Source organism: Lactobacillus kullabergensis (assembly GCF_003151025.1).
In the GTDB taxonomy this organism is placed as follows: domain Bacteria; phylum Bacillota; class Bacilli; order Lactobacillales; family Lactobacillaceae; genus Lactobacillus; species Lactobacillus kullabergensis.
Map to the genome: position 1 here is coordinate 504,156 of NZ_CP029477.1, position 20,935 is coordinate 525,090.

The 20,935-nt window shown below is 37.7% G+C and carries 20 protein-coding genes and 1 pseudogene; 17 read left to right on the forward strand and 4 right to left on the reverse strand.

Annotated features, from left to right (window positions below; all coding sequences use genetic code 11):
• Positions 1 to 7: 7 nt before the first annotated feature.
• A complete protein-coding gene (locus tag DKL58_RS02585; protein ID WP_045927696.1) occupies positions 8 to 733 on the forward strand; it encodes a GntR family transcriptional regulator in 726 nt (241 codons plus the stop codon).
• A 67-nt stretch (positions 734 to 800) separates the two neighbouring features.
• On the opposite strand, the gene DKL58_RS02590 is transcribed toward DKL58_RS02585, so the two are convergent.
• Positions 801 to 2,206, reverse strand: a protein-coding gene (locus DKL58_RS02590) for an IS3 family transposase (protein ID WP_369792500.1) whose coding sequence is annotated in 2 segments (ribosomal slippage) — positions 801 to 1,723 and positions 1,723 to 2,206 — 1,407 coding nt in all. Because the reading frame shifts where the segments join, the coding sequence is not laid out codon by codon here.
• Between the two features lie 86 nt (positions 2,207 to 2,292).
• On the opposite strand from DKL58_RS02590, the gene DKL58_RS09510 reads away from it, so the two are divergent.
• The 4 genes and pseudogenes from DKL58_RS09510 to DKL58_RS02600 all read left to right on the forward strand — a co-directional run bounded on the left by DKL58_RS09510 (position 2,293) and on the right by DKL58_RS02600 (position 3,679).
• A complete protein-coding gene (locus tag DKL58_RS09510; RefSeq protein ID WP_162542318.1) occupies positions 2,293 to 2,439 on the forward strand; it encodes a hypothetical protein in 147 nt (48 codons plus the stop codon).
• A 2-nt stretch (positions 2,440 to 2,441) separates the two neighbouring features.
• Positions 2,442 to 2,621 (forward strand): annotated as a pseudogene (locus tag DKL58_RS09700) (helix-turn-helix domain-containing protein); the annotation flags it as partial.
• Between the two features lie 15 nt (positions 2,622 to 2,636).
• A complete protein-coding gene (locus DKL58_RS09560; protein WP_204116352.1) occupies positions 2,637 to 2,816 on the forward strand; it encodes a hypothetical protein in 180 nt (59 codons plus the stop codon).
• Positions 2,804 to 3,679 carry an IS3 family transposase gene (locus DKL58_RS02600; protein ID WP_239386435.1) on the forward strand — a complete coding sequence of 292 codons (876 nt, stop codon included), beginning with the start codon at positions 2,804 to 2,806 and terminating at the stop codon, positions 3,677 to 3,679. The genes DKL58_RS09560 and DKL58_RS02600 overlap by 13 nt, the downstream gene beginning before the upstream one ends.
• A 73-nt stretch (positions 3,680 to 3,752) precedes the next feature.
• On the opposite strand, the gene DKL58_RS02605 is transcribed toward DKL58_RS02600, so the two are convergent.
• A complete protein-coding gene (locus DKL58_RS02605) occupies positions 3,753 to 4,124 on the reverse strand; it encodes a bacteriocin immunity protein (protein ID WP_109585985.1) in 372 nt (123 codons plus the stop codon).
• 4 nt (positions 4,125 to 4,128) lie between these two features.
• Complete coding sequence (locus DKL58_RS02610; protein WP_109585986.1) at positions 4,129 to 4,893, reverse strand: DeoR/GlpR family DNA-binding transcription regulator; 765 nt, start codon at positions 4,891 to 4,893, stop codon at positions 4,129 to 4,131.
• A gap of 287 nt (positions 4,894 to 5,180) precedes the next feature.
• Here DKL58_RS02610 and DKL58_RS02615 point away from each other — a divergent pair, with 287 nt between their 5' ends.
• Positions 5,181 to 7,583 carry a phosphoketolase family protein gene (locus DKL58_RS02615; RefSeq protein ID WP_109585987.1) on the forward strand — a complete coding sequence of 801 codons (2,403 nt, stop codon included), beginning with the start codon at positions 5,181 to 5,183 and terminating at the stop codon, positions 7,581 to 7,583.
• A 246-nt stretch (positions 7,584 to 7,829) separates the two neighbouring features.
• The gene (locus tag DKL58_RS02620) at positions 7,830 to 10,499 is read left to right on the forward strand and encodes a calcium-translocating P-type ATPase, PMCA-type (protein ID WP_109585988.1); all 2,670 of its coding nucleotides are present in this window, start codon (positions 7,830 to 7,832) and stop codon (positions 10,497 to 10,499) included.
• A gap of 112 nt (positions 10,500 to 10,611) precedes the next feature.
• Here DKL58_RS02620 and DKL58_RS02625 read toward each other — a convergent pair whose 3' ends face one another.
• Positions 10,612 to 11,061: a GAF domain-containing protein gene (locus DKL58_RS02625; protein WP_109585989.1), complete on the reverse strand. Its 450-nt coding sequence runs from the start codon at positions 11,059 to 11,061 to the stop codon at positions 10,612 to 10,614.
• 331 nt (positions 11,062 to 11,392) lie between these two features.
• Between DKL58_RS02625 and DKL58_RS02630 the strand changes: the two genes are divergently transcribed.
• The 10 genes from DKL58_RS02630 (at position 11,393) to DKL58_RS02675 (ending at position 20,932) form a co-directional block, all read left to right on the forward strand.
• Positions 11,393 to 12,130, forward strand: coding sequence for an amino acid ABC transporter ATP-binding protein (locus DKL58_RS02630; protein ID WP_109585990.1), 738 nt, complete (start codon positions 11,393 to 11,395; stop codon positions 12,128 to 12,130).
• 11 nt (positions 12,131 to 12,141) lie between these two features.
• The gene (locus DKL58_RS02635) at positions 12,142 to 12,957 is read left to right on the forward strand and encodes a glutamate ABC transporter substrate-binding protein (protein WP_109585991.1); all 816 of its coding nucleotides are present in this window, start codon (positions 12,142 to 12,144) and stop codon (positions 12,955 to 12,957) included.
• Entirely contained in the window at positions 12,954 to 13,592 is a 639-nt protein-coding gene (locus tag DKL58_RS02640) for an amino acid ABC transporter permease (RefSeq protein ID WP_046331774.1), read from the forward strand. Before DKL58_RS02635 ends, DKL58_RS02640 begins: the two co-directional genes overlap by 4 nt.
• Before the next feature lie 15 nt (positions 13,593 to 13,607).
• Complete coding sequence (locus DKL58_RS02645) at positions 13,608 to 14,261, forward strand: amino acid ABC transporter permease (RefSeq protein ID WP_034977176.1); 654 nt, start codon at positions 13,608 to 13,610, stop codon at positions 14,259 to 14,261.
• Positions 14,262 to 14,495: 234 nt separating this feature from the next.
• Positions 14,496 to 15,473, forward strand: coding sequence for an SIS domain-containing protein (locus DKL58_RS02650; protein WP_034977179.1), 978 nt, complete (start codon positions 14,496 to 14,498; stop codon positions 15,471 to 15,473).
• 14 nt (positions 15,474 to 15,487) lie between these two features.
• Positions 15,488 to 16,303 (forward strand): PfkB family carbohydrate kinase, encoded by an 816-nt coding sequence (locus tag DKL58_RS02655; RefSeq protein WP_109585992.1) that lies wholly within the window; start codon positions 15,488 to 15,490, stop codon positions 16,301 to 16,303.
• Positions 16,304 to 16,318: 15 nt separating this feature from the next.
• Positions 16,319 to 17,938, forward strand: coding sequence for a peptide ABC transporter substrate-binding protein (locus DKL58_RS02660; RefSeq protein WP_109585993.1), 1,620 nt, complete (start codon positions 16,319 to 16,321; stop codon positions 17,936 to 17,938).
• Positions 17,939 to 18,015: 77 nt separating this feature from the next.
• The gene (locus DKL58_RS02665; protein ID WP_109585994.1) at positions 18,016 to 18,948 is read left to right on the forward strand and encodes an ABC transporter permease; all 933 of its coding nucleotides are present in this window, start codon (positions 18,016 to 18,018) and stop codon (positions 18,946 to 18,948) included.
• A gap of 2 nt (positions 18,949 to 18,950) precedes the next feature.
• On the forward strand, positions 18,951 to 19,859 hold the full coding sequence (locus DKL58_RS02670; RefSeq protein ID WP_034977189.1) for an ABC transporter permease: 909 nt from the start codon (positions 18,951 to 18,953) through the stop codon (positions 19,857 to 19,859).
• Between the two features lie 5 nt (positions 19,860 to 19,864).
• Entirely contained in the window at positions 19,865 to 20,932 is a 1,068-nt protein-coding gene (locus tag DKL58_RS02675; RefSeq protein ID WP_239386436.1) for an ABC transporter ATP-binding protein, read from the forward strand.
• Positions 20,933 to 20,935: the final 3 nt, after the last annotated feature.

Consider the following 20,935-nt stretch of genomic DNA (forward strand, 5'->3'; position numbering starts at 1 on the left):
GTAGATAATGGCAGATTTCGTTTATCGTACTGTGATGCGTGATATCAAACAAAATATTCTAGATAACAAATATGAGGGGATGCGCCTTCCAGACGAGCGTAGTCTAGCTGAACACTATCAAGTAAGTCGTTCCTCAATGAAAAGGGCGATGGAGCTGCTTTCTCAACAAGGTATTGTCTTTAAAAAAAGAGGCAGCGGAACATTTATTAACCCTTTGTATTTAAAAAATCAATCTTTGTTTCGGTATGAAGGGTCTAACTTAGGTTTGACTGATAGTTTGAAGGTTCCTGGTAAAAAGCAGGGAATCAAATTGCTTTCTTTTAACGTGATAAAGACTCCGAAAGGGATAGCACAAGATTTATTCCTTAAAGAGAATGACTTTGTTTATGAGTTTAAAAGGCTGCGTTTTTTAGATGAACAACCTTTTTTAATAGAAACTGGGTATGTGCCTATTAAAATTGTTCCTGAACTCAAACCAGAACACTTGAAAAAATCACTTTTTAATTACCTAGAAGATTCGCAAAATAAAGTCGTTACCAAAGCGTTTTTGAATATTACGGTTGAGCCTTCAAATGATGAAGACCAATCTCGACTCAATTTAAAAAAGATTGAACCAGTGGGAGTGATGGAAGGTATCTTCTTTTTGGATGATGGAACTCCATTTGAAGTTTCTACGATGCGAATTCATTATCAATATATGAAATTCAATACATTTGTTAATTTGAACAAATGAAAAAGCAGGCTTGCTGAAGTTAACCCTCTAGATTTGAAGTGCAACTAAAAAGTTAGACATTTTAATATTACGCAAGACTCAATGCACGATTTCGATATTTGATCGGGGTCGTGTATTTTAGTTTGTTTGATCTTCTAATATGATTGAACCAGTAAACGTAATCATGCAGTACTTCCCGCATTTCTGCTAGTGAACTGATCTTAATGCGGTTGAGCTTCTCCCGTTTCATTAGGTTGAAGATGGTTTCTCCCGGTGCATTATCGTGGCAATTACCCTTGCGCGACATGCTTTGCTTAATCTTCATCTGTCTTAGTTTGGTCTGATAGCCGCTGTGGCGGTATTGAAAACCCTGATCTGAATGCAAAATAGGCTGGGCTGTTTTAGGCAGCTTGTGCTTAAGCTCTGCCAGCATATCATAAACCAGCTTCATGTTAGGCGAATAGCTGACTTGACAAGCCAGTATTTCCAGTGAGGCCTCATCAATGACCGGTGAAATATAAACCTTTTTGCCTGTGGTCAGCTTGTATTCGGTAATATCCGTGTGTAAGACGTGGTAGGGTCTGGTTTCATTAAACCGCTGCTTTAAAATGTTTTCCTTGATTACGCCTGCAGGGCCCGCATAAGAACTGTAGCGTGCAGTGCGCCTACTGTAGACTCTGGTCTTTAGTCCCAGCTGCCGCATCAGCTTGCGCACGGTATTGGGCGCATAGCTAAAGCCTTGATCTAAGAGTGCACCATGCATACGTCGATAACCGTAAGTCTCATCACTTTCTTGGTAGAAGATAGACTTGATTACGCCTTTAACAGCAGCGTATTTATCTAATCGGTTCAATCGGTGACTGCGGTTGTCGTAATAAGTTTTGCGGTTAAGGTGCAGCTTGGCAAGCAAAAGCTTTAACGGCACCTCAGGTCGCTCAGCCCGAATCTCCACGACTATTCTGGTTTTTTGCCGGTTGGTGAGCGTGGATATCGGGCAGCCACTTTTTTTAGGATTAAGTTATCCAATTCTAAGTCGGCTTTTTGTGCCTCTAGCTCAGCAACCTGACGACGCAATTGTTCTACTTCGGTTAGCTTCTTAGTGGGTTTAAGCTTCTTCTGACGCTTCTTTTTAGTCATGGTTGGTGGTCTCCCCTTGGATTTTGGGAGCAGCCCAGAGTAGCCTGCAGCCTGATAAGCCGCCAGCCATTGTCTTACTACTGACCGCGAAAGATTAAAAACTGCAGCTACCTGGAGTACTCCCATGTGATGTTCATGATAGAAGCGTACCACATTTAGCTTGAATTCAGGCAAATAAGTTTGTCGGGTGTGAGTAACCTTTAAAGCGGCTAAGCCATGTTTACGGGCACGTTCTGCCCAGGCCCTAATCTCGGTATGATCAATGCCGTATTCGCGTTCTAGTTTAGCTAAAGAGGTTTGGTGGGATAAGTATTTACTGCAAATTTCCATTTTCAAAGTAGTTGAATATTTAGTCATGAAAAAAGTGCTCCTAATAGTCAGATTAATGTCTAACTATTATGGAGCACTTCAATTGGACAAAAATCCAACTGGAGGGTTTTACTATGGTTAAATTTACCGTCAAACAAAAATTACAAGCGCTTAACTTGCTCAAAGAAGGCTACAGCAGCCATTCTGTGGCGCAAATGATTGGCACCGGATCACAGATACCTGGGCTGCACAATACCAGCACTTTGGCGTTAAGGGCCTAGAAATTCGGCACACCTCGCAAAATTATCGTGGTCAATTCAAGCTTCAAGTCTTAAACTGGAGAAAAGAACATGACGAGACCTATCAAAATACCGCCATTCACTTCAAAATTGCCACACCCAGCTTAATTTGTACTTGGCAAAAACGTTTTGACGAAAGCGGGCTTGATGCGCTCTTTACCAAACGAGGCCGACCAACAATGAACAAATCGCCTAAAAAACCAGTTAAGTATACCAGCAGCGAGTTATCTGAATTAGAGCGGCTGCGCTTAGAAAACCGTCAGCTCCACATTGAGAACGACTACCTAAAAAAAGTCGAAGCCTTAGCTCGGCGCAAAGACGCTCAACGCAAGAAGAACGGACCATCATCCAAGAGTTAAGGCATGAGCACAACTATCAACTGCAAGAACTATTGCACTATAGCTTTTTAGCCAAGAGCACCTACGAGTATCACCCGCGCAACAGGCGGAAAAAATACAGCGATCTGGCTTTACTGTCGCTGATTAAAGTGGTTAAAAGGCATAATCCCAGCTTCGGCTACCTGCCCATGACCGACACGCTAAAAATCAAGTACGGCTTGCAGGTGAACCATAAACGCATTTACCGCCTGATGAAGGAGCACAAGCTGCTGGCCCGCAAATACAACTTGCGTGCGGGCAAGTATGATTCATCAAAAGGTCCGCAAGGCAAGAAGGCGAAGAATCGCTTCCACCAGAAGTTTAAGACCGATCGGCCCTACCAAAAGGTAGTCACCGATATCAGCGAGTTTCGCTATGGCAATAAGAGCATGAGCGAACGGGTATATTTCTCGCCCTTTAAAGATCTTTACAGCGGTGAAATCATCAGCTACACCATCAGTCAGCGGCCGCAGACCAAATATGTTCTAGAGGGACTCAAGCAGGTTTTGGCGATCCGGCCCAAACTGCCTTACCGCATGACGATTCACAGCGACCAGGGCATTCAATACCAGTCCAAAGCATATTGTCAGACCCTAAAGCAGCACCACGTTTTTCAAAGCATGTCGCGACGGGCGACCTGCCACGACAATGCGGCCTGCGAGAGTTTCTTTCACATCATGAAGGTTGAACTAGACTACTACACCTATACCTATCCTACTAAGAAGGCGCTGCAGGAGGCCATGGAAAAATGGATCAAATACTACAATCAAGCTAGAATCAGGCACACGCTAAAAGGCCACACCCCGATTGAATATCGGAATACGGCCTTAGCAAACATGAATTAATGTTAACGTCCAATTCTAGGGGTTAACTTCATAAGCCTGCTTTTTTGGGATACATTCTATTTAAAAAAGAAAATCAAACATTTTTGAATTGTTGCATATCAGTGATCCGTCCAGTATAAACAAAATTTAAGTTAATGTTTTTAGTTTTTTCACTTAAATCATGTAAAAGTTTTTGCTGCGAGGTCGTTAAATGCAAATGCTGAAGTGCGACACAAGCTTCAATATACAATACTAATTTACCAGTATAATCTAATGGGTGATCTTGACTGTCAAACTTACGCATTACCATACCAATAGCATCACGAATTTGCTTATATTTATTAATATTCAATTCATTATATATATTAGAGTAGAAACTCCTATAAAACTGATCTAAATCTTTATAAACTTCTTCGATTAGTTGTTGCCGTTTTGTTAAAAACAAACTACCAAAAAAGTTCCACATAGCCTCACTTCCTTAGTACTGAAATAATTTGCGTTTTGGGCGAAAAACTATTCTGAAATTTTTCGGACAAAGGCAAATCGGTAATTAGAACGTCAACCTTTGTTAATGGAATTGACATGTAAGGAGAAGTATTCTGATTATCAAATTTGTATTTTTCTGCGACCACAACCACTTGTTTTGCTCTGGAACAGGCTACTTTGATTAATTCTGAATCACTCATTTTTGCTGAATAAATACCATCGCTTCTAATATTAGACGTGCCAACAAAAGCTGTGTTAAAACTTAGACGATGCAAAAGTTCAAGTGAATCAACAGAGTAATTAAACCTGTCTTCCTTGTCCATGGTGCCTCCGAGAAGTCTCACACTGGGTAATTTAGATTGCATCAAGGCTAAAGAGTTGTCGATTGAATTAGTAACGATTTGTAAATCAGCACCACAAATTAATTCACATAATTTCTTTAAAGTGGTTGATGGACCGATAAAGTCACACTGGTTAGGATGGATAAATCTCTGAGCCATTTTTGCCATTTTAGTTTTAACTGGTGAATCTATTTGACTTCTCATGAGGAAATTGGGTACATCACTACGGTCTATCGCAACTAATCCACCATGAACGCGAATTGCTTGTCCAGTTGCAGTTAAGCGAACTACATCTCGTCTAGCTGTATCAAAAGAAATTTTGAAATAATCAGCTAACTTGCGAGTACTCAAATGATTTTCTTTATTAAGCATTTGCTTAATTTGTCGCAGTCGTTCTTCTTGTGTCATTTTACCTCTCCTATGCCTAATTTAGCACTAGAATAAATATTGTTTAATCACTTTTTCAGTGTTTAATTTGAAAAATAAGTGTTTATCAGTATTTGAACATAAATATGCTGATCTGTAAATAGAAAATGGCATAATAATAGTATTACTTATCTACTTGGCAATAATTAAACGCTTATTTTTTATAAATTGGAACGAACCAATTTTCAAAATGGTTGAACTTTACCAAAAACTTGCTATAATATGTTTATCAAATGAATTTTAGCAAATATTAAAAAGGGAGAATAAAAATGGCAGCTGATTACGACTCAAAAGAATTTCTCAAAAGTGTTGATGCTCACTGGCGTGCAGCAAATTATCTATCTGTAGGTCAACTTTTCTTAATGAGTAATCCGTTATTAAAACATGATCTCAAAGCAAGTGAAGTTAAACCTAAGCCAATTGGTCACTGGGGCACTATTTCACCGCAAAACTTTATTTATGCTCATTTAAACAGAGTTATCAAAAAGTATGGTTTGAACATGTTCTATATTGAAGGCTCAGGTCATGGTGGTCAGGTTATGGTATCTAATTCATACCTTGATGGTTCATATAGTGAGCTTTACCCTGAAATTCAACAAGATGAAAAAGGAATGGCTAAGCTCTTTAAGCGTTTCAGTTTCCCAGGTGGTTCTGCTTCACACGCTGCACCTGAAACTCCTGGTTCAATGCACGAAGGTGGAGAACTAGGTTACTCACTTTCCCATGGTACAGGTGCAATCTTAGACAATCCTGACGTAATTGCAGCGGTTGAAATTGGTGATGGTGAGGCAGAAACAGGACCACTTGCAGCTAGCTGGTTTAGCGATAAATTTATCAATCCTATTAAGGACGGGGCAGTTTTACCAATCTTGCAAATTAATGGTTTCAAGATTTCAAATCCAACGATTGTTTCCAGAATGTCGGACGAAGAATTGACCAAGTACTTTGAAGGCATGGGCTGGCATCCTTATATTATTTCTGCATATAATGGCGGTGAATTTGATGGCTATAAAGAGCACATGCAGGTTCATGAAGAAATGACTAAATTGATGGATACTGTCATTGAAGAAATTAAGTCTATTCAAAAGAATGCTCGTGAAAATAATGATGAAACCTTGCCCCACTGGCCAATGATTATTTTCCGTGTGCCAAAGGGCTGGACTGGTCCAAAGAAGGATCTTGATGGTAACCCAATTGAAAATTCATTTAGAGCTCACCAGATTCCAATTCCTGTTGCTCAAGATGATATGGAACATAAAGATATGCTGGTGGACTGGCTTAAGAGTTATAAACCAGAAGAGTTATTCGATGAAAATGGCGTTCCAACTGAAATCGTGACAGCTGATAATGTTACTGGTGATAGCAGGATGGCTATGAATCCAATCACTAATGCGGGTGGAGAAAAAGCTAAGCGTCTTAGTTTGCCGGATTACCGTAAATATGCCTTAAAATTTAATCAACCAGGTTCTATTGAAGCTGAAGACATGACGGAATGGGCTAAATATTTAAACGAAATTGCAGAACTCAATCCCAATAACTTCCGTGGCTTTGGCCCTGATGAAACTAAGTCAAACCGTTTATTCAAGTTTATTGATGAGCAAAAACGGCAATGGGAAAGCTCCGTTCATACACCTAATGATGAAAACCTGGCACCAAGTGGTCGTTTGATCGATTCACAATTGTCTGAGCACCAAGACGAAGGCTGGCTTGAGGGCTATGTTTTGTCTGGTCGTCACGGTTTCTTTGCTACTTATGAATCGTTTGGTCGTGTTGTAGATTCAATGCTGACTCAGCACATGAAATGGTTAAGAAAGGCTAAGGAACAGTATTGGCGTAAGGACTATCCGTCATTAAACTTTGTTGCAACTTCTACAGTTTTCCAACAAGACCATAATGGTTATACTCACCAAGACCCAGGTGTCTTGACTCACATGTATGAAAAGAATCGTCCGGATTTAGTTCACGAATATTTACCAGCTGATACCAATTCACTGTTGGCAGTTTCACAAAAAGCTTTCACCGATCGTGAATGTATTAATATTTTGGTAACTTCTAAGCAGGAAAGACCACAATGGTTCTCAATTGACGAAGCAACTCGTATTGCCAACCACGGCTTATCGTACATTGATTGGGCATCAACTGACCAAAATGCTAAGCCTGATGTTGTATTTGCCTCAACTGAAACGGAGCCGACAATGGAATCTCTTGCTGCAATTGACATTTTGCATAAGAATTTCCCTGATCTCAAGATTCGTTATATTAACGTAATTGACGTTATGAAATTGATGAATACTAAGGATAACCCAGAAGCAATTTCTGATGAAGAATTTGCTGAATTATTCCCAAGCGATGTGCCAGTAATCTTTGCATGGCATGGTTATAAGGCAATGATGCAATCCATTTGGTTTGGTCGCAAGCGCGGCAATGTTCATATTCATTGTTATGAAGAAGAAGGAGATATCACAACGCCATTTGACATGCGTGTAGTTAATAAACTTGATCGTTTCCATTTGGCAAAAGATGCCATTTTAAGTGTTCCTCGTTACGCTGAAAAGAGTGCAGGCTTTGTAGCGGAAATGGATAGATTACTTGCAAAACACCACCAATACATTCGTGACAATGGTAAAGATATGCCTGAAGTTACTGAATGGAAGTGGACCGGTCTTAAGTAAATATTAGTATTTATTAAAAACATGACCTCTCGAAATATGAAGTCATGTTTTTTATTTAATTAATTTAATAGCCTTATTCTTGTTAAAAGTAATAAATTTATTTATAATAAGAAGCATCATAAGGGAGTAACAGCAATTACTTGCGATAAGCCCAACACCCGAAGAAATACTTCTGGACTTATCTTAAATAGTGAGACTTGTGTGTGTTGTACATATAAGTCTCTTTTTTGTTATTAGGAGGTAAAGATGCCCCAGAATTTTTACAATCAAAAAATTGAGGATGTTGCAAAGGACTTTGCGACATCTGTAGCCAGTGGTTTAAAAGCAAGTCAAATAGATGGGTTACGAGCAAAATATGGCTCTAATAGTTTGACCAGTAAAAAGAAAGTTAGCATTTGGCAACGTTTTTTAGCCCAGTTTAAGGATTTTATGATCATTGTTTTGATAGTTGCAGCATTGCTTTCAGGCTTTGTGGCTCAAGAATGGACAGATGCGGCTATTATTATGATTGTGGTCATTTTGAACGCAGTATTAGGCGTTTTTCAAGAAACACGCTCTGAAGAAGCAATTAATGCTTTAAAGAAAATGGCTACTCCTAACGCCCATGTTCGTCGTGACGGTCAAATTGTGGAAATACCGAGTACAGAACTAGTACCTGGGGATGTGGTCTTGCTTGAAGCAGGCGATGTTGTACCAGCTGATTTGCGGTTGACTCTTACTAAAAGTCTCAAAATCGAAGAATCAGCTTTGACTGGTGAGTCCGTTCCAGTTGATAAAACTAGTGATCCTGTTAATGAAGAAAAAGTAGCATTAGCCGACCAGGATAACATGGCATTTGCTAATACTAATGTTACTTATGGTCGCGGTGAAGGCATTGTCACTGAAACAGGTATGAATACTGAAGTCGGAAAGATTGCAACAATGCTTAACAACACTGATGAAACGGATACGCCATTAAAGCGTAATCTAAATCAGCTTGGTAAAACGCTAACTATTATGATCCTGCTGATCTGTGCTGTGGTCTTTGTTGTAGGCTTTTTTACTAAAAAGGGAACAGAACCTACGGATAAATTAGCAATCGATATGTTCTTGGTGGCAGTTTCACTTGCTGTTGCTGCAATTCCGGAAGGGTTGCCTGCAATTGTGACTATTATTTTGGCTCTTGGTACTCAGGTAATGGCTAAGCACAATTCGATTGTGCGTAAGTTACCAGCAGTGGAAACGTTGGGAGCAACGGATATCATCTGTTCTGATAAAACCGGTACTTTAACCCAAAATAAAATGACAGTTGAACAGGTTTATTATGATAATAAGATTCATCAATCTTCAAATAGCATTAATCATGATAATCATGCTTTAATGGCAATGGTTTTAGCTAATGATTCAAAACTTGATGATAACAATCAATTGTTGGGCGACCCAACTGAAACTGCTTTAATTCAGTATGCTCTTGACCAAAAAATTGATGTGCATAATTTACTTGTAAATCATAAGAGGCTACAGGAAGTGCCATTTGATTCGGGCCGTAAATTAATGAGCACTGTCAATGAAGATAACGGACAATATTTTGTAGCGGTTAAAGGGGCACCGGATCAACTGCTCAAACGGGTAACACGGATTGAACTTGATGGTAAAGTCAGTGAGATTACTGAGAAGCAAAAAAATGAAATTATGCTTTCAAATCAGAATATGGCTAAAAATGCTTTGCGAGTTTTGGGGTTAGCCTATAAACCAGTTGAGCAATTATATGATGATCCTGCAACTGATAACGTTGAGCAGGACTTGATTTTTGCTGGCTTGGTGGGGATGATAGACCCAGAGCGTCCTGAAGCAAAAGAGGCTATTAAAGAAGCTCACAGTGCCGGTATTAGAACAGTTATGATTACAGGTGACTTTCAAGTCACTGCTCAGGCAATTGCAGAAAGACTGGGCATTTTGAAGCCTGGCCAAGATGAGCGGGTAGTTACCGGTGCACAGCTGGATGAATTTAGTGATGAATATCTGGAAAAGCATGTAGCTGATTTTGATGTTTATGCCAGGGTTTCTCCAGAACACAAAGTTCGTATCGTTAAGGCCTGGCAAGCCCAAGGCAAAATTGTGGCTATGACAGGGGACGGAGTTAACGACGCACCTAGTTTAAAGCAAGCTGATATTGGAATTGGTATGGGCATCACTGGTACAGAAGTGTCAAAAGGTGCCAGTGATATGGTTTTAGCAGACGACAACTTTGCTACTATCGTTGAAGCTGTTAAACAAGGACGTAAGGTCTTTAGCAATATTCAAAAAGCCATTCTTTACCTCATGAGTTGTAATGTCGGTGAAGTTTTAACAGTATTTATGATGACCATGCTGGGTTGGGATATTTTAGCTCCAGTGCAATTGCTGTGGATTAACTTGGTGACAGATACCTTACCAGCTATTGCTCTGGGACTTGAACCTGTTGAAAAGGGCATTATGAAACGGACACCACGGGGTAAAAAATCAAACTTCTTCAGTGGTGGCGTTGCCAGTTCAATTGTTTATCAAGGAATACTAGAAGGTGTCATTGTTTTAACCACTTATCAACTAGGCCTAAATTTTGGCCCTCACATGGGTAACGCCAACCTGCAACATGCTGATGCTCTGACAATGGCCTTTCTTACATTAGGACTCATTCAACTGTTTCATGCCTTTAATTCTAAGTATATTCACCAATCAATTTTTTCTAAGAGGACATTTGCTAATAAGTGGTTTAATTGGGCAATCTTGATTTCAGCTATTGTCATGGCAGCAGTTGAATTACCATTTATGACAAAGTTCTTTGATGTCACGGAATTAAATTCAACACAATGGTTAATAGTTTTGGGAGCTGGAATTTGTATGATTTTAATAGTAGAAATTGTGAAGGGATTTCAGCGTCTCTCCGGTAAAAAATAAAAAAGTGAAACGAAATACATTTTCGCCAGAGATCTAAAGTCGTTTATAAGTTACAAAGACCAATAAGTCATTCAATAGATGATTTATTGGTCTTTTATTTTATTTCTTACATTTAATTAAATAGCAGTTCTGCTATTTTTGCTAAATATTGAGCATCAATTTGATCAAATCTGTCAAAGTCATTGCTGTCAAGGTCAAGAACAGCAACAAGTTTTTTATTGTGGATAATGGGAACAACGATTTCTGAATTGGTATTGGCATCACAGGCAATATGACCATTAAACTCATGAACATTCGGAACAATTTGAATTTGCTGAGTTTTTGCAGCGACACCGCAGACCCCTTTTCCTAATTGAATATGCATGCAAGCGACTGGCCCTTGAAAAGGTCCTAAAATGAGCTCTTGATCCTGAAAACGATAAAATCCGGCATAACTTACTTCAGCTAAACTATTAAAAAGTAGTGCACTGATGTTACTCATGTTGGCAATTAAGTCGTGTTCACCTTGAAGAAGGTTGCCAGCCTGTTTTAAAAGTAATTTATAAGTTTTTTCTTTATCCATAAGTTTTCTCCTTAATTAGAGTGTATGCTAGTCAAACTATTTTTGGAAGAAAAAATGCAAATAAGAGTATATTTTTCACAGATAATTTTAATTATAAATGGCATTTTTTGACATTAATTTATTATTAATGAACATACAAAAGCCCTTTTTATTACTGTACTTTCCCGTCGTAACGCTAACTATGTGACTTTCAAGTCAATGTGAATTAAGCAGATCTTTCTATAAATTTTTATTAAAAACACTGTATTACTTTTAAAATTCTTAACGGTTATAGTAAAATAGATTCTACAACTTATTATTTCATGCATTGATTATGAAAGGGGCGATGACAATGTCGATGATAGAGTTCCATGACGTGCAAAAATTTTATGGCCATTTTCATGCACTGCACGACATTAATTTAGAGATTGATGAAGGCGAAACGGTGGTTCTGATTGGACCATCTGGTTCAGGTAAGAGTACTTTAGTACGGACCGTAAACGGGCTTGAATCAATCCAGAAAGGTAAGTTAGTAGTTAACGGTCACGATCTTTCAGATCCAAAGACCAACCTCAACATCTTACGGAGTGATGTTGGGATGGTTTTCCAGCACTTTAATTTATACAAAAATAAAGATGTACTGGAAAATATCATGCTGGCTCCCAGAATAGTAAGCCACATGCCTGAAGAAGAAAATAAAAAACAGGCGTTAGATTTACTTGATATGGTTGGGCTACGCAAATGGGCACATAATATGCCTTCACAAATTTCTGGTGGCCAAAAGCAGCGTGTTGCTATTGCCAGAACATTGGCAATGAGACCAAAACTAATTTTATATGATGAACCAACTTCTGCTCTTGATCCGGAAATGATTGATGATGTTTTACAAGTTATGAAGAAAGTTACCACTGAAAGTGGTATGACTTCATTAATTGTTACTCACGAAATGGGCTTTGCTAAAGAGGTGGCAAATAGAGTTATCTTTATGGATCAAGGTCGAATTGTTGAGGATGATGATAGCGAAAGCTTCTTTAAGCAGCCTAAGACGGAGCGGGCACAACAATTTTTGAGTAAAATTATTTCTCACTAAGGAGGCCAATTATGAAAAAGAAATTTTGGCTACTTCCTTTATTAGCATGTATTTTAATGCTAACCGGTTGTGGTAAAAGTCTTAGTGACCAATCCGTTTTAAATAATGCCAAACAAGCAAATACTATTGTTTGGGGCGTTAAAGGTGATGTTAAACTTTTTGGCTTAATTGATGTAAAGGACGGTCAGCAAAAGGGTTTTGATGTTGATATGGCAAAACATATTACAAAACATATATTAGGACCTCAAGGAAAAGCTGAATTTGTCACTACAACGTCCCAATCCAGAATCCCACTTTTAAAGAACGGGAATGTGGATGCCGTTATTGCAACAATGTCAATTACGCCAGAGCGTAAAAAGATTATTTCTTTTTCAAAGTCATACTTTGATGCGGGTCAATCACTGTTAGTTCCTAAAAATTCATCAATTAAGAGTACAAAGGACCTTAATGGTAAGACAGTTATCGGTGTTGTAGGTGCAAACTCCGTCGACAACATTAAAAAAGTTGCTCCAAGAGCAAAAGTGATTGAGTTGCAAGACTATGCTCAGGCAATGAACGCTTTAAAATCACATCAGGGGGATGCATTAACTACTGATAACGGAATTTTGTTTGGGTTAGCAGTTCAAAATCCGGGCTACGAAGTTCGTGGCGGCACTTTTACTGTTGAACCATACGGTGTTGCGGTTAATAAGGGACAAACCTCATTTACTGAAGCTGTAGACAAGGCGGTTCTTGAGATGCAGCATAATGGTGAATATAATCGCTTAATTAAAAAGTGGTTTGGCGATGTTCCAGGATTTAAGTATAAGGAGCTGTATCGCCGATGATTAATATTTTTTCAAAATTCAGCAGCCAGCTGTTTGTAGGCTTGGGCTGGACAATACTATCTAGTGTAATTGCTTTATTTTTCAGTTTAATAATTGGAACAATATTTGCAATTATGGAAGTTGTTCCAAGTAAAGTAATGCGTGTAATTGGACATGCTTATGTGGAAATAATGCGTAACATTCCTTTGCTTGTAATCACTATGTTTTTCTACTTGGTAATTCCGATGTATGTTGTCAAAATCAACGGTTTTACAGCTGGTACAATTGGGTTAACTCTGTATACTTCTGCTTTTATTGCCGAGACAATTCGTTCAGGAATTCAATCTGTTTCCGGCGGTCAAATGGAAGGTGCGAGATCAACTGGTATGACCTACTGGCAGGCAATGCGTTATATAATTTTGCCTCAAGCATTCAAGATAGTAATACCACCTTTAGGAAACCAGTTTGTTAACTTGGTCAAAAATTCTTCAGTTCTAGCCTTTGTGGCAGGATTTGATTTAATGTATCAGGCAAATTCAATTGCGTCAGCAACTTTTGACACTATTAACAGTTATTTGGTTGTAGGTGTTTTATATTTGATCGTTACATTGCCGATTAGTTATTATATGCGGCACCTGGAAAAGAAATTAGGTTAAAGGAGGTACTAGAAAATGCAAAATTGGGTTAACGCCTTTTCATGGCTTAATGTACGCTTTTTGTTAATGGGCCTCTGGGTAACTATTTACATTTCCGTAATTTCGGTCATTTTAAGTTTTATTATTGGCTCGATTTTAGGAATAATTAGATATTCTAAAATTAAGTATGTTTCAGCTGTTGTAGGTTTCATTATTGATATTATTCGTAATATTCCCCTGCTGCTGATTATCTTCTTTACTTATTTTGGGCTACCAAACTTTGGTTTAAGGCCGGAAACAATACCGGCAGCGATTATTGCCATGACAGTATTCGAATCCTGTATGATTGCTGAAATTGTGCGTTCAGGTATTCAATCTGTTTCTATCGGTCAGATGGAGGGTGCAAGATCAACTGGTATGTCGTTTGTTCAGGCTTTATGGCATGTTGTTTTGCCTCAAGCTTATAAAAACATGATTCCAACAATTATTAGTCAGTTTGTTTCTCTAATTAAGGACACATCTTTGGCAACAATCATAGTTGTTCCGGAAATGATGCAGCACGCACAAGTTATTTATGGTCAAAATGCAAATTATATTTTGCCGATGTTTGCTGCTTTAGCTGTTTTGTATTTTGCTGTGTGCTTTACATTGTCAATTATCGGCAGTGCAATAGGCAGGCATTTGTCTTAAAATAAGAATTTGATTAGTAATTATTAAAAAGCAATTCACGAGTTTGTGAATTGCTTTTTTTGTTTGCTCTGATACACAGGCAATTGGTTCATACCATTTCACAAACTTTTTTATTTGATTTTACTAGTCAATTATTTTTATTAAATAATTTTAAGAAAAATGCTTGACATATTAAAAATTAGCTATTATCTTATAATATAACATCATATAACAAGAATGATTGAGAGGTTAAAAATGAAAAAAGAATATCAACAAGAAATTAAGAATGCTCTTGCCGCTGCAGAAAAGATTGATGGCATTAATCATGTCTATTTTGTAGCTTGTGGAGGATCGATGGCTTTTATGCAACCAGCTGAATATATTTTCAACCGCGAATGTGATATTCCAGCCACAATTTTACCAGCACGGGAATTTACAACACGTAATCCTCATGATTTGGGCAATCATAGTTTAGTAGTTTCTTGTTCACATTCAGGTAGTACGCCAGAAACAAATGAGGCAGTTAATTTTGCCAAGAGTAAAGGTGCTCTAACAGTAGGTATTACCTATACAGCAGGTTCTGACTTAGAAAAGAATTCCGATTTCACTTTGCACTACAGTTGGGGCAAAGGTACCGATGCTTCTGATTTAAATAATGGGGTTTTGTATGGTTTCATATTTAGTCTATTGAAGTCCATAACTGGTGATAACAAATTTGAAAAAGGCCTGAAAGCTTTGGATAGCTTAGAAACTATGGCTGACAGGGTAAGAAAACAATTTGGAGAAACTGCAAAGAAATGGACCAGTGAATTAAAACGCGAAAAATTAATTTATGCTGTAGGATCAGGTATTAATACTGGAGAAACATATTCATTTTCAGCTTGTTGGCTTCAGGAAATGCAATGGATTCATAGTGGATATATCAATTCTGCTGAATATTTCCACGGTCCATTTGAAGTAACAGATTTTGATGTGCCATTTATCATTTGCAAAGGATTAGGCGTTACCAGAAAAATGGATCAACGTGTAATCGATTTTGCTAAAAAGCATAGTCAAAAAGTTTACGTGATTGACGACGCTGACTTTGATATGCATGAAGTAGATGACGACTTTAAAGAATACTATTCTCAGATTCTTTCAGGAGTTGCTTTCCGTCAATTAGCCGAAGGATTTGCTTATGAAAGAGGACACTCACTAGATGTCCGTCGTTATATGGGACATCTGGATTATTAAAAAGGCTGTAAATCATGAAAATAATTGCAGTTGGTGACAATGTAGCTGATACATACATCAAGCAAAAGATATTTTTTCCAGGCGGAAATTGTGTCAATGTATCAGTTGATGCCAAAAAAGCCGGAGCTGATGTTTCAGCTTATCTGGGAATGTTTGGAGATGACGATCGAGCACAGCATATTAAAGAATCTTTAACAGAAGAAAATGTAGAACTTATTAATTGTCGTAAGGTCTATGCTCCCACAGCACAGCCTCGAGTTATTCTCACAGATGAAGGTGATAGAACTTTTGCTCCTGGTCCTAAAAATTCAGTAATGCATTTGTTATCCTTAAGGCTTACCCCAACAGATTTTGCGAAAATAAAAAAATTTGATGTTGTTCATGTTGGAATTGATTCGGGAATTGAAAATTATCTTGATGAATTACATCATATTACCAAAGTATCATTTGATTTTTCAGATTCTCGCAATGAAAGTTATTTTAAACGTGTTTTACCGTTTGTAGATTATGCTTTCTTTTCAGGTTCAGAGATGTCTGATGAACAAGTGGAAGAATTTGCTAAAAAATATTTAACTTTGGGACCGGAAGTCATAGTCATCACAAGAGGTGCAAATTCTGCATTCTTGTTAACTTCACAGAAATCCTATTATCAAAAACCACAAAAAGTAAAAGTCGTTGACACTATGGGTGCAGGTGACAGCTTTATTGCTGGTTTTCTAGTTTCTTACTTAAATAAAAACAATCTGCAAGAAGCTGCTTTAGCCGCTAGTAAAAATGCTGCAGCTACTTGCCAACTATCTGGTGGTTTTGGTCATCAGAAATCTTTTTAGAAAAGAGTGATATTTATGAAAAAAAGTGCATTGTTTGCAACTGCAATTGCATGTGTAGGCTTGTTAATAACAGGATGCCAGAAAAATTCCAGTTCTGGTACAAAAAATCAAGATAAAATTACTGTTGTTCAAAATGCAACGGTTGATTCTCTTGACCCGATTTTAGCGTATCAAAACACATCTTCAACTGTTGTAGCTAACACAACAGAAGGCTTGTACACTATTGATGCCCACGATAAGCCCCAATTGGCATTGGCCTCTAAAGTTAAAACGAGTAATCATGGACTCACCAAGACTTTTACTATTCGTAAAAATGCCAATTGGTCAAATGGTGATCCTGTAACAGCAAATGATTTTGTTTTTGCCTGGCGGAGGTTGTCTGATCCCAAAATTGCTTCAGCCTTTAACTTCCAACCAGGTGCGGCTGGCATTAAAAATGCTAATGACATTGTAGCTGGCAAGAAGCCGGTCAAGTCATTGGGCGTTAAGGCTACAGGCCCTAAAACTCTAGTAGTGCAATTGGATCATGTTGTACCTTACATGAACAAGTTGCTGGCATTCAGTGATTTTGCTCCTGTCAATCAGAAATACTTCCAAAAAACTGGTAAAAAATTTGCACAAGATTCCAGTCATTTAATTTATTCTGGTCCATACCAAATCAAGGATTGGAAATTAGGCGATAACACTATCCAGTTAGTTAAAAATCCTAAATATTGGGATGCCAAAAATGTCAAAATTAAGAATGTTAAGCTTGATATTATTACAGACCCAGAAAAGGCAGCTATTGCATTCGAAAATGGCAGTGCAGACTATGTTCACTTAAGTGGTCAGCTTGTTTCTAAATATCGAAAAGATAAGAACTTTGTCAATGATGTTGGTAATTTTACACAGTACATTATGTTTAATCTGAAAAAAACGGGATTAGATAATGCTGATCTGCGTAAGGCAATTTCTTGCAGCATTAACCGTAAAGAAATAACAACTCACATCCTAAAAGATGGTTCAATTCCTTCTCATTCTATGGTTATGAAAGATTTGGTTAAGAATCCGACAACAGGCAAAGATTTTGCAGATGAATCAACTACTAATCTTTACGAGTATTCACCAGCTCAAGCTAAAAAGTATTGGAATAAGGCAAAAAAAGCAACTAACTTGCGTTCATTTACCTTGCTTTATGATGACAGTGATCCTTCATATGCTAACGTAGCTGCGTATATCAAGGCTCAAGTTGAAAAACACCTTCCTGGCATGAAAGTGACACTGCAGCAAGTAGCAAAGAAGACTAGAACTGATAAGATGTCAAAAGCTACTTATGATGCTACTTTAACTCGTTGGGGACCAGACTATGCTGATCCAACAGCGATCTTGAGTATGTATCAATCTAAGAACGACAGCAATTACGGTCGCTGGGCAAATTCAGAATTTGATAAGTTAATGGCTCAATCTGATCAAACAACTGATCAAGCTAAGAGATACAAATTGCTTCTTAAGGCAAACAATATCCTAATTGACAGTGCTTCTTGCCCACCGCTATATCAGATTGGTGCACCAGTTTTGGAAAGATCTAATATTAAAGATTTACCGATGCATATTGCAGGTGTACCATTCTTCTTCAAATATGCTTCAATTAAATAATTTCGTTAAAAGTATTAATAGAGCTGGGATACAATCTCAGCTCTGTTTGCTTATTTAGGAAGATTGGAGGGAAAAACTTGAAAAAGTATGTCTTAAAAAGAATATTAATCGCAGTGATTACATTATTTTTAATTACTTTTATTCTTTTTATTATGGAAAAGGCAATGCCTGGTTCGCCATTTAATGATGAAAAAATGTCACATGCTCAAATAGCGGCACTTTACCATAAATATGGTTTAGACGGTCCAGTGCCATTGCAGTTTCTTAATTACTTGAAAAATATGTTATCTGGCGATTTCGGTGTTTCGTATACCGTTCAAGTTAATACGCCGGTTACTACAATGATTTTGCAGCATTTTACCATTTCACTCCAGATAGGTTTACAGGCTACTGTATTAGGTTCAGTTTTAGGCTTTCTGATGGGAATTTTGGCAGCAATCAAAAAAGGCACAATTTGGGATAACTTAATGACTGGCATTTCTGTTTTGGGAATAAGTCTTCCTAACTTTGTAGTAGCATTGATCGTGTCAATTATATTTTCTTATAAACTAATGGTCTTTCCAGGAACGTACCAACCAAGTCAGCCTTTTGTTTCAAGTATTCTGCCCACAATAGCATTGAGTACTTTTACTATGGCAAGTATTGAACGATATGTTAGAAATGACATGATTGATATTATGAATTCTGATTATTATCGTTTAGCGGATTCAAAAGGAATTAAAAAGTTCCAGTTGATCGGACACCATGTTATCAGAAACACTTTAATTTCAGTTATTACTGTATTAGCACCACTGATGATTGACCTAATTGCCGGGAGTATGGTAATTGAAAAAGCTTTTGCTATTCCAGGCTTGGGAACATTGTATATTAGTGCTATACAAGCTAATGACTACAATGTAGTCTTAGGTATAACTTTCTTTTATGCAGTGCTTTTTATTGGTATTATGTTAATAGTTGATATTCTTTACGGGTTAATAGATCCGCGTATTAGATTAGATGAGGGCAAATAATTATGACTAATATAGAAAATAATGATTTTGAATTTGCCCATAAATCTGAAACAGTTGACCATTATTCTGGTAAATCTTATTCATATGGGCAGTTGGTTTGGCATCGCTTTTTAAGAAATAAAGGTGCGGTGATTAGCGCAGTTGTTTTAATTATTATTGCTTTAATAGCCATTCTGGCGCCTTACCTTAGTCAATACTCACCCACTACACCGTATCCTAACCAGTCTAATTTAGCTCCTGGAGTTAATGGTCATTGGTTTGGAACAGACAACTTAGGCAGAGATATTTTTGTAAGAGTTGCTGCTGGTACTTCAGTTTCACTAAGGGTTGCTCTGGTGGCAATGGCAATTGATCTGGTTATTGGTACTAGTTATGGCCTGATTTCAGGATATTTTGGTGGCAAAATTGATTTATTCATGCAAAGAATAACAGAAATTCTTAGTACTATTCCTATGATCATTATTGTTACTTTGCTTGTTCTGGTCATGAAGCCAGGTCTAGTAAGCATAATTACTGCGATGATGATTGTCGGCTGGATTAATATGAGTAGAATAGTTCGCGCACAGGTGTTGGAACTAAAAACCAGCGAGTATGTTTTATCAGCAAAGACAATGGGAGAATCTGATATTAAAATTATTTTCTCTCAAATTTTGCCTAATACATTAGGACAAATAATTACCACATTTATGTTATCTATTCCGAACGCAATTTTTTTGGAAGCATTCTTAGCCTTTATCGGTTTAGGTGTTCCGGCACCATTAGCTTCATTAGGAACAATGATTAATGATGGTTATACCCAGGCTATCGTTTACCCATACATGGTCATTTTCCCCGTATTGTTTTTAGCACTAATTATGCTGAGTTTTAATATTATTGCGGATGGCTTACGGGATGCTATTGAAGGAAGTTAGGTAAGATTATGACCGAAACAGTTTTAGAAATAAAAAATTTACAAGTAGCCTATCATACCGATCACGGAGAAGTGCAAGCTGTTAGAGGAATAAGTTATCAGGTAAAAAAGGGTGAAACAGTTGCTTTAGTTGGTGAATCCGGTTGTGGCAAGTCAGCTAGTGTAAAGCCAATCATGGGCGAAAAAGAAGCCAATCAAATAATTAAATCCGGTGAGATCAATTTCACTTACCAGACTGAAAATGGTCCACAAACAGTTAATTTATTAAAAATTAGTCCTAAGATTATGCAAAATCGTATTAAGGGCAAAGAAATAGCAATGGTTTTTCAAGACCCAATGACTTCTCTCGATCCAACCATGAAAATTAATAAGCAAATCGCTGAGGCAGTAAAGGCTTCTCATCCTGAGATGAACAAGGATCAAATCAACGAACGGGTGCTTAATTTAATTGAAACCGTTGGCATTCAAAACATGAAGGTTGTTCAGAACCAATATCCACATCAACTTTCTGGGGGAATGAGACAGAGAATTGTTATCGCCATTGCGTTGGCCGGGAATCCCAGTTTACTGATCTGTGATGAACCAACTACGGGTTTGGATGTTACTATTCAGGCTAAAATTTTGAACCTGATTAAAGATATACAAAAGAGCAGAAAATTATCTGTTATTTTTATCACTCATAATTTAGGGGTGGTTGCCAATATTGCAACATATGTGAACGTCATGTATGCTGGAAAAATAGTTGAGACTGGAACGAGCCAAGATATCTTTTATGAACCTCGTCACCCATATACTTGGGGTCTGCTTGAATCAGTACCCGATATCAATGAGAAGGTTGACGAATTACCGACTATTGCCGGAACGATTCCAGACTTAACACAACCGATTGTTGGAGATGCTTTTGCTCCCAGAAATAAGTATGCCTTAAACATTGATTTTCAAAAACAACCGCCAATGTTTAAAATTAATGACCATCACTATGCTGCAACTTGGCTCTTAGATAAAAGAGCTCCCAAAGTACCAATTCCAGCAGTTTTGCAAAAGAGAATTTTAAAAATGAAGGGGGTATCATAAGCA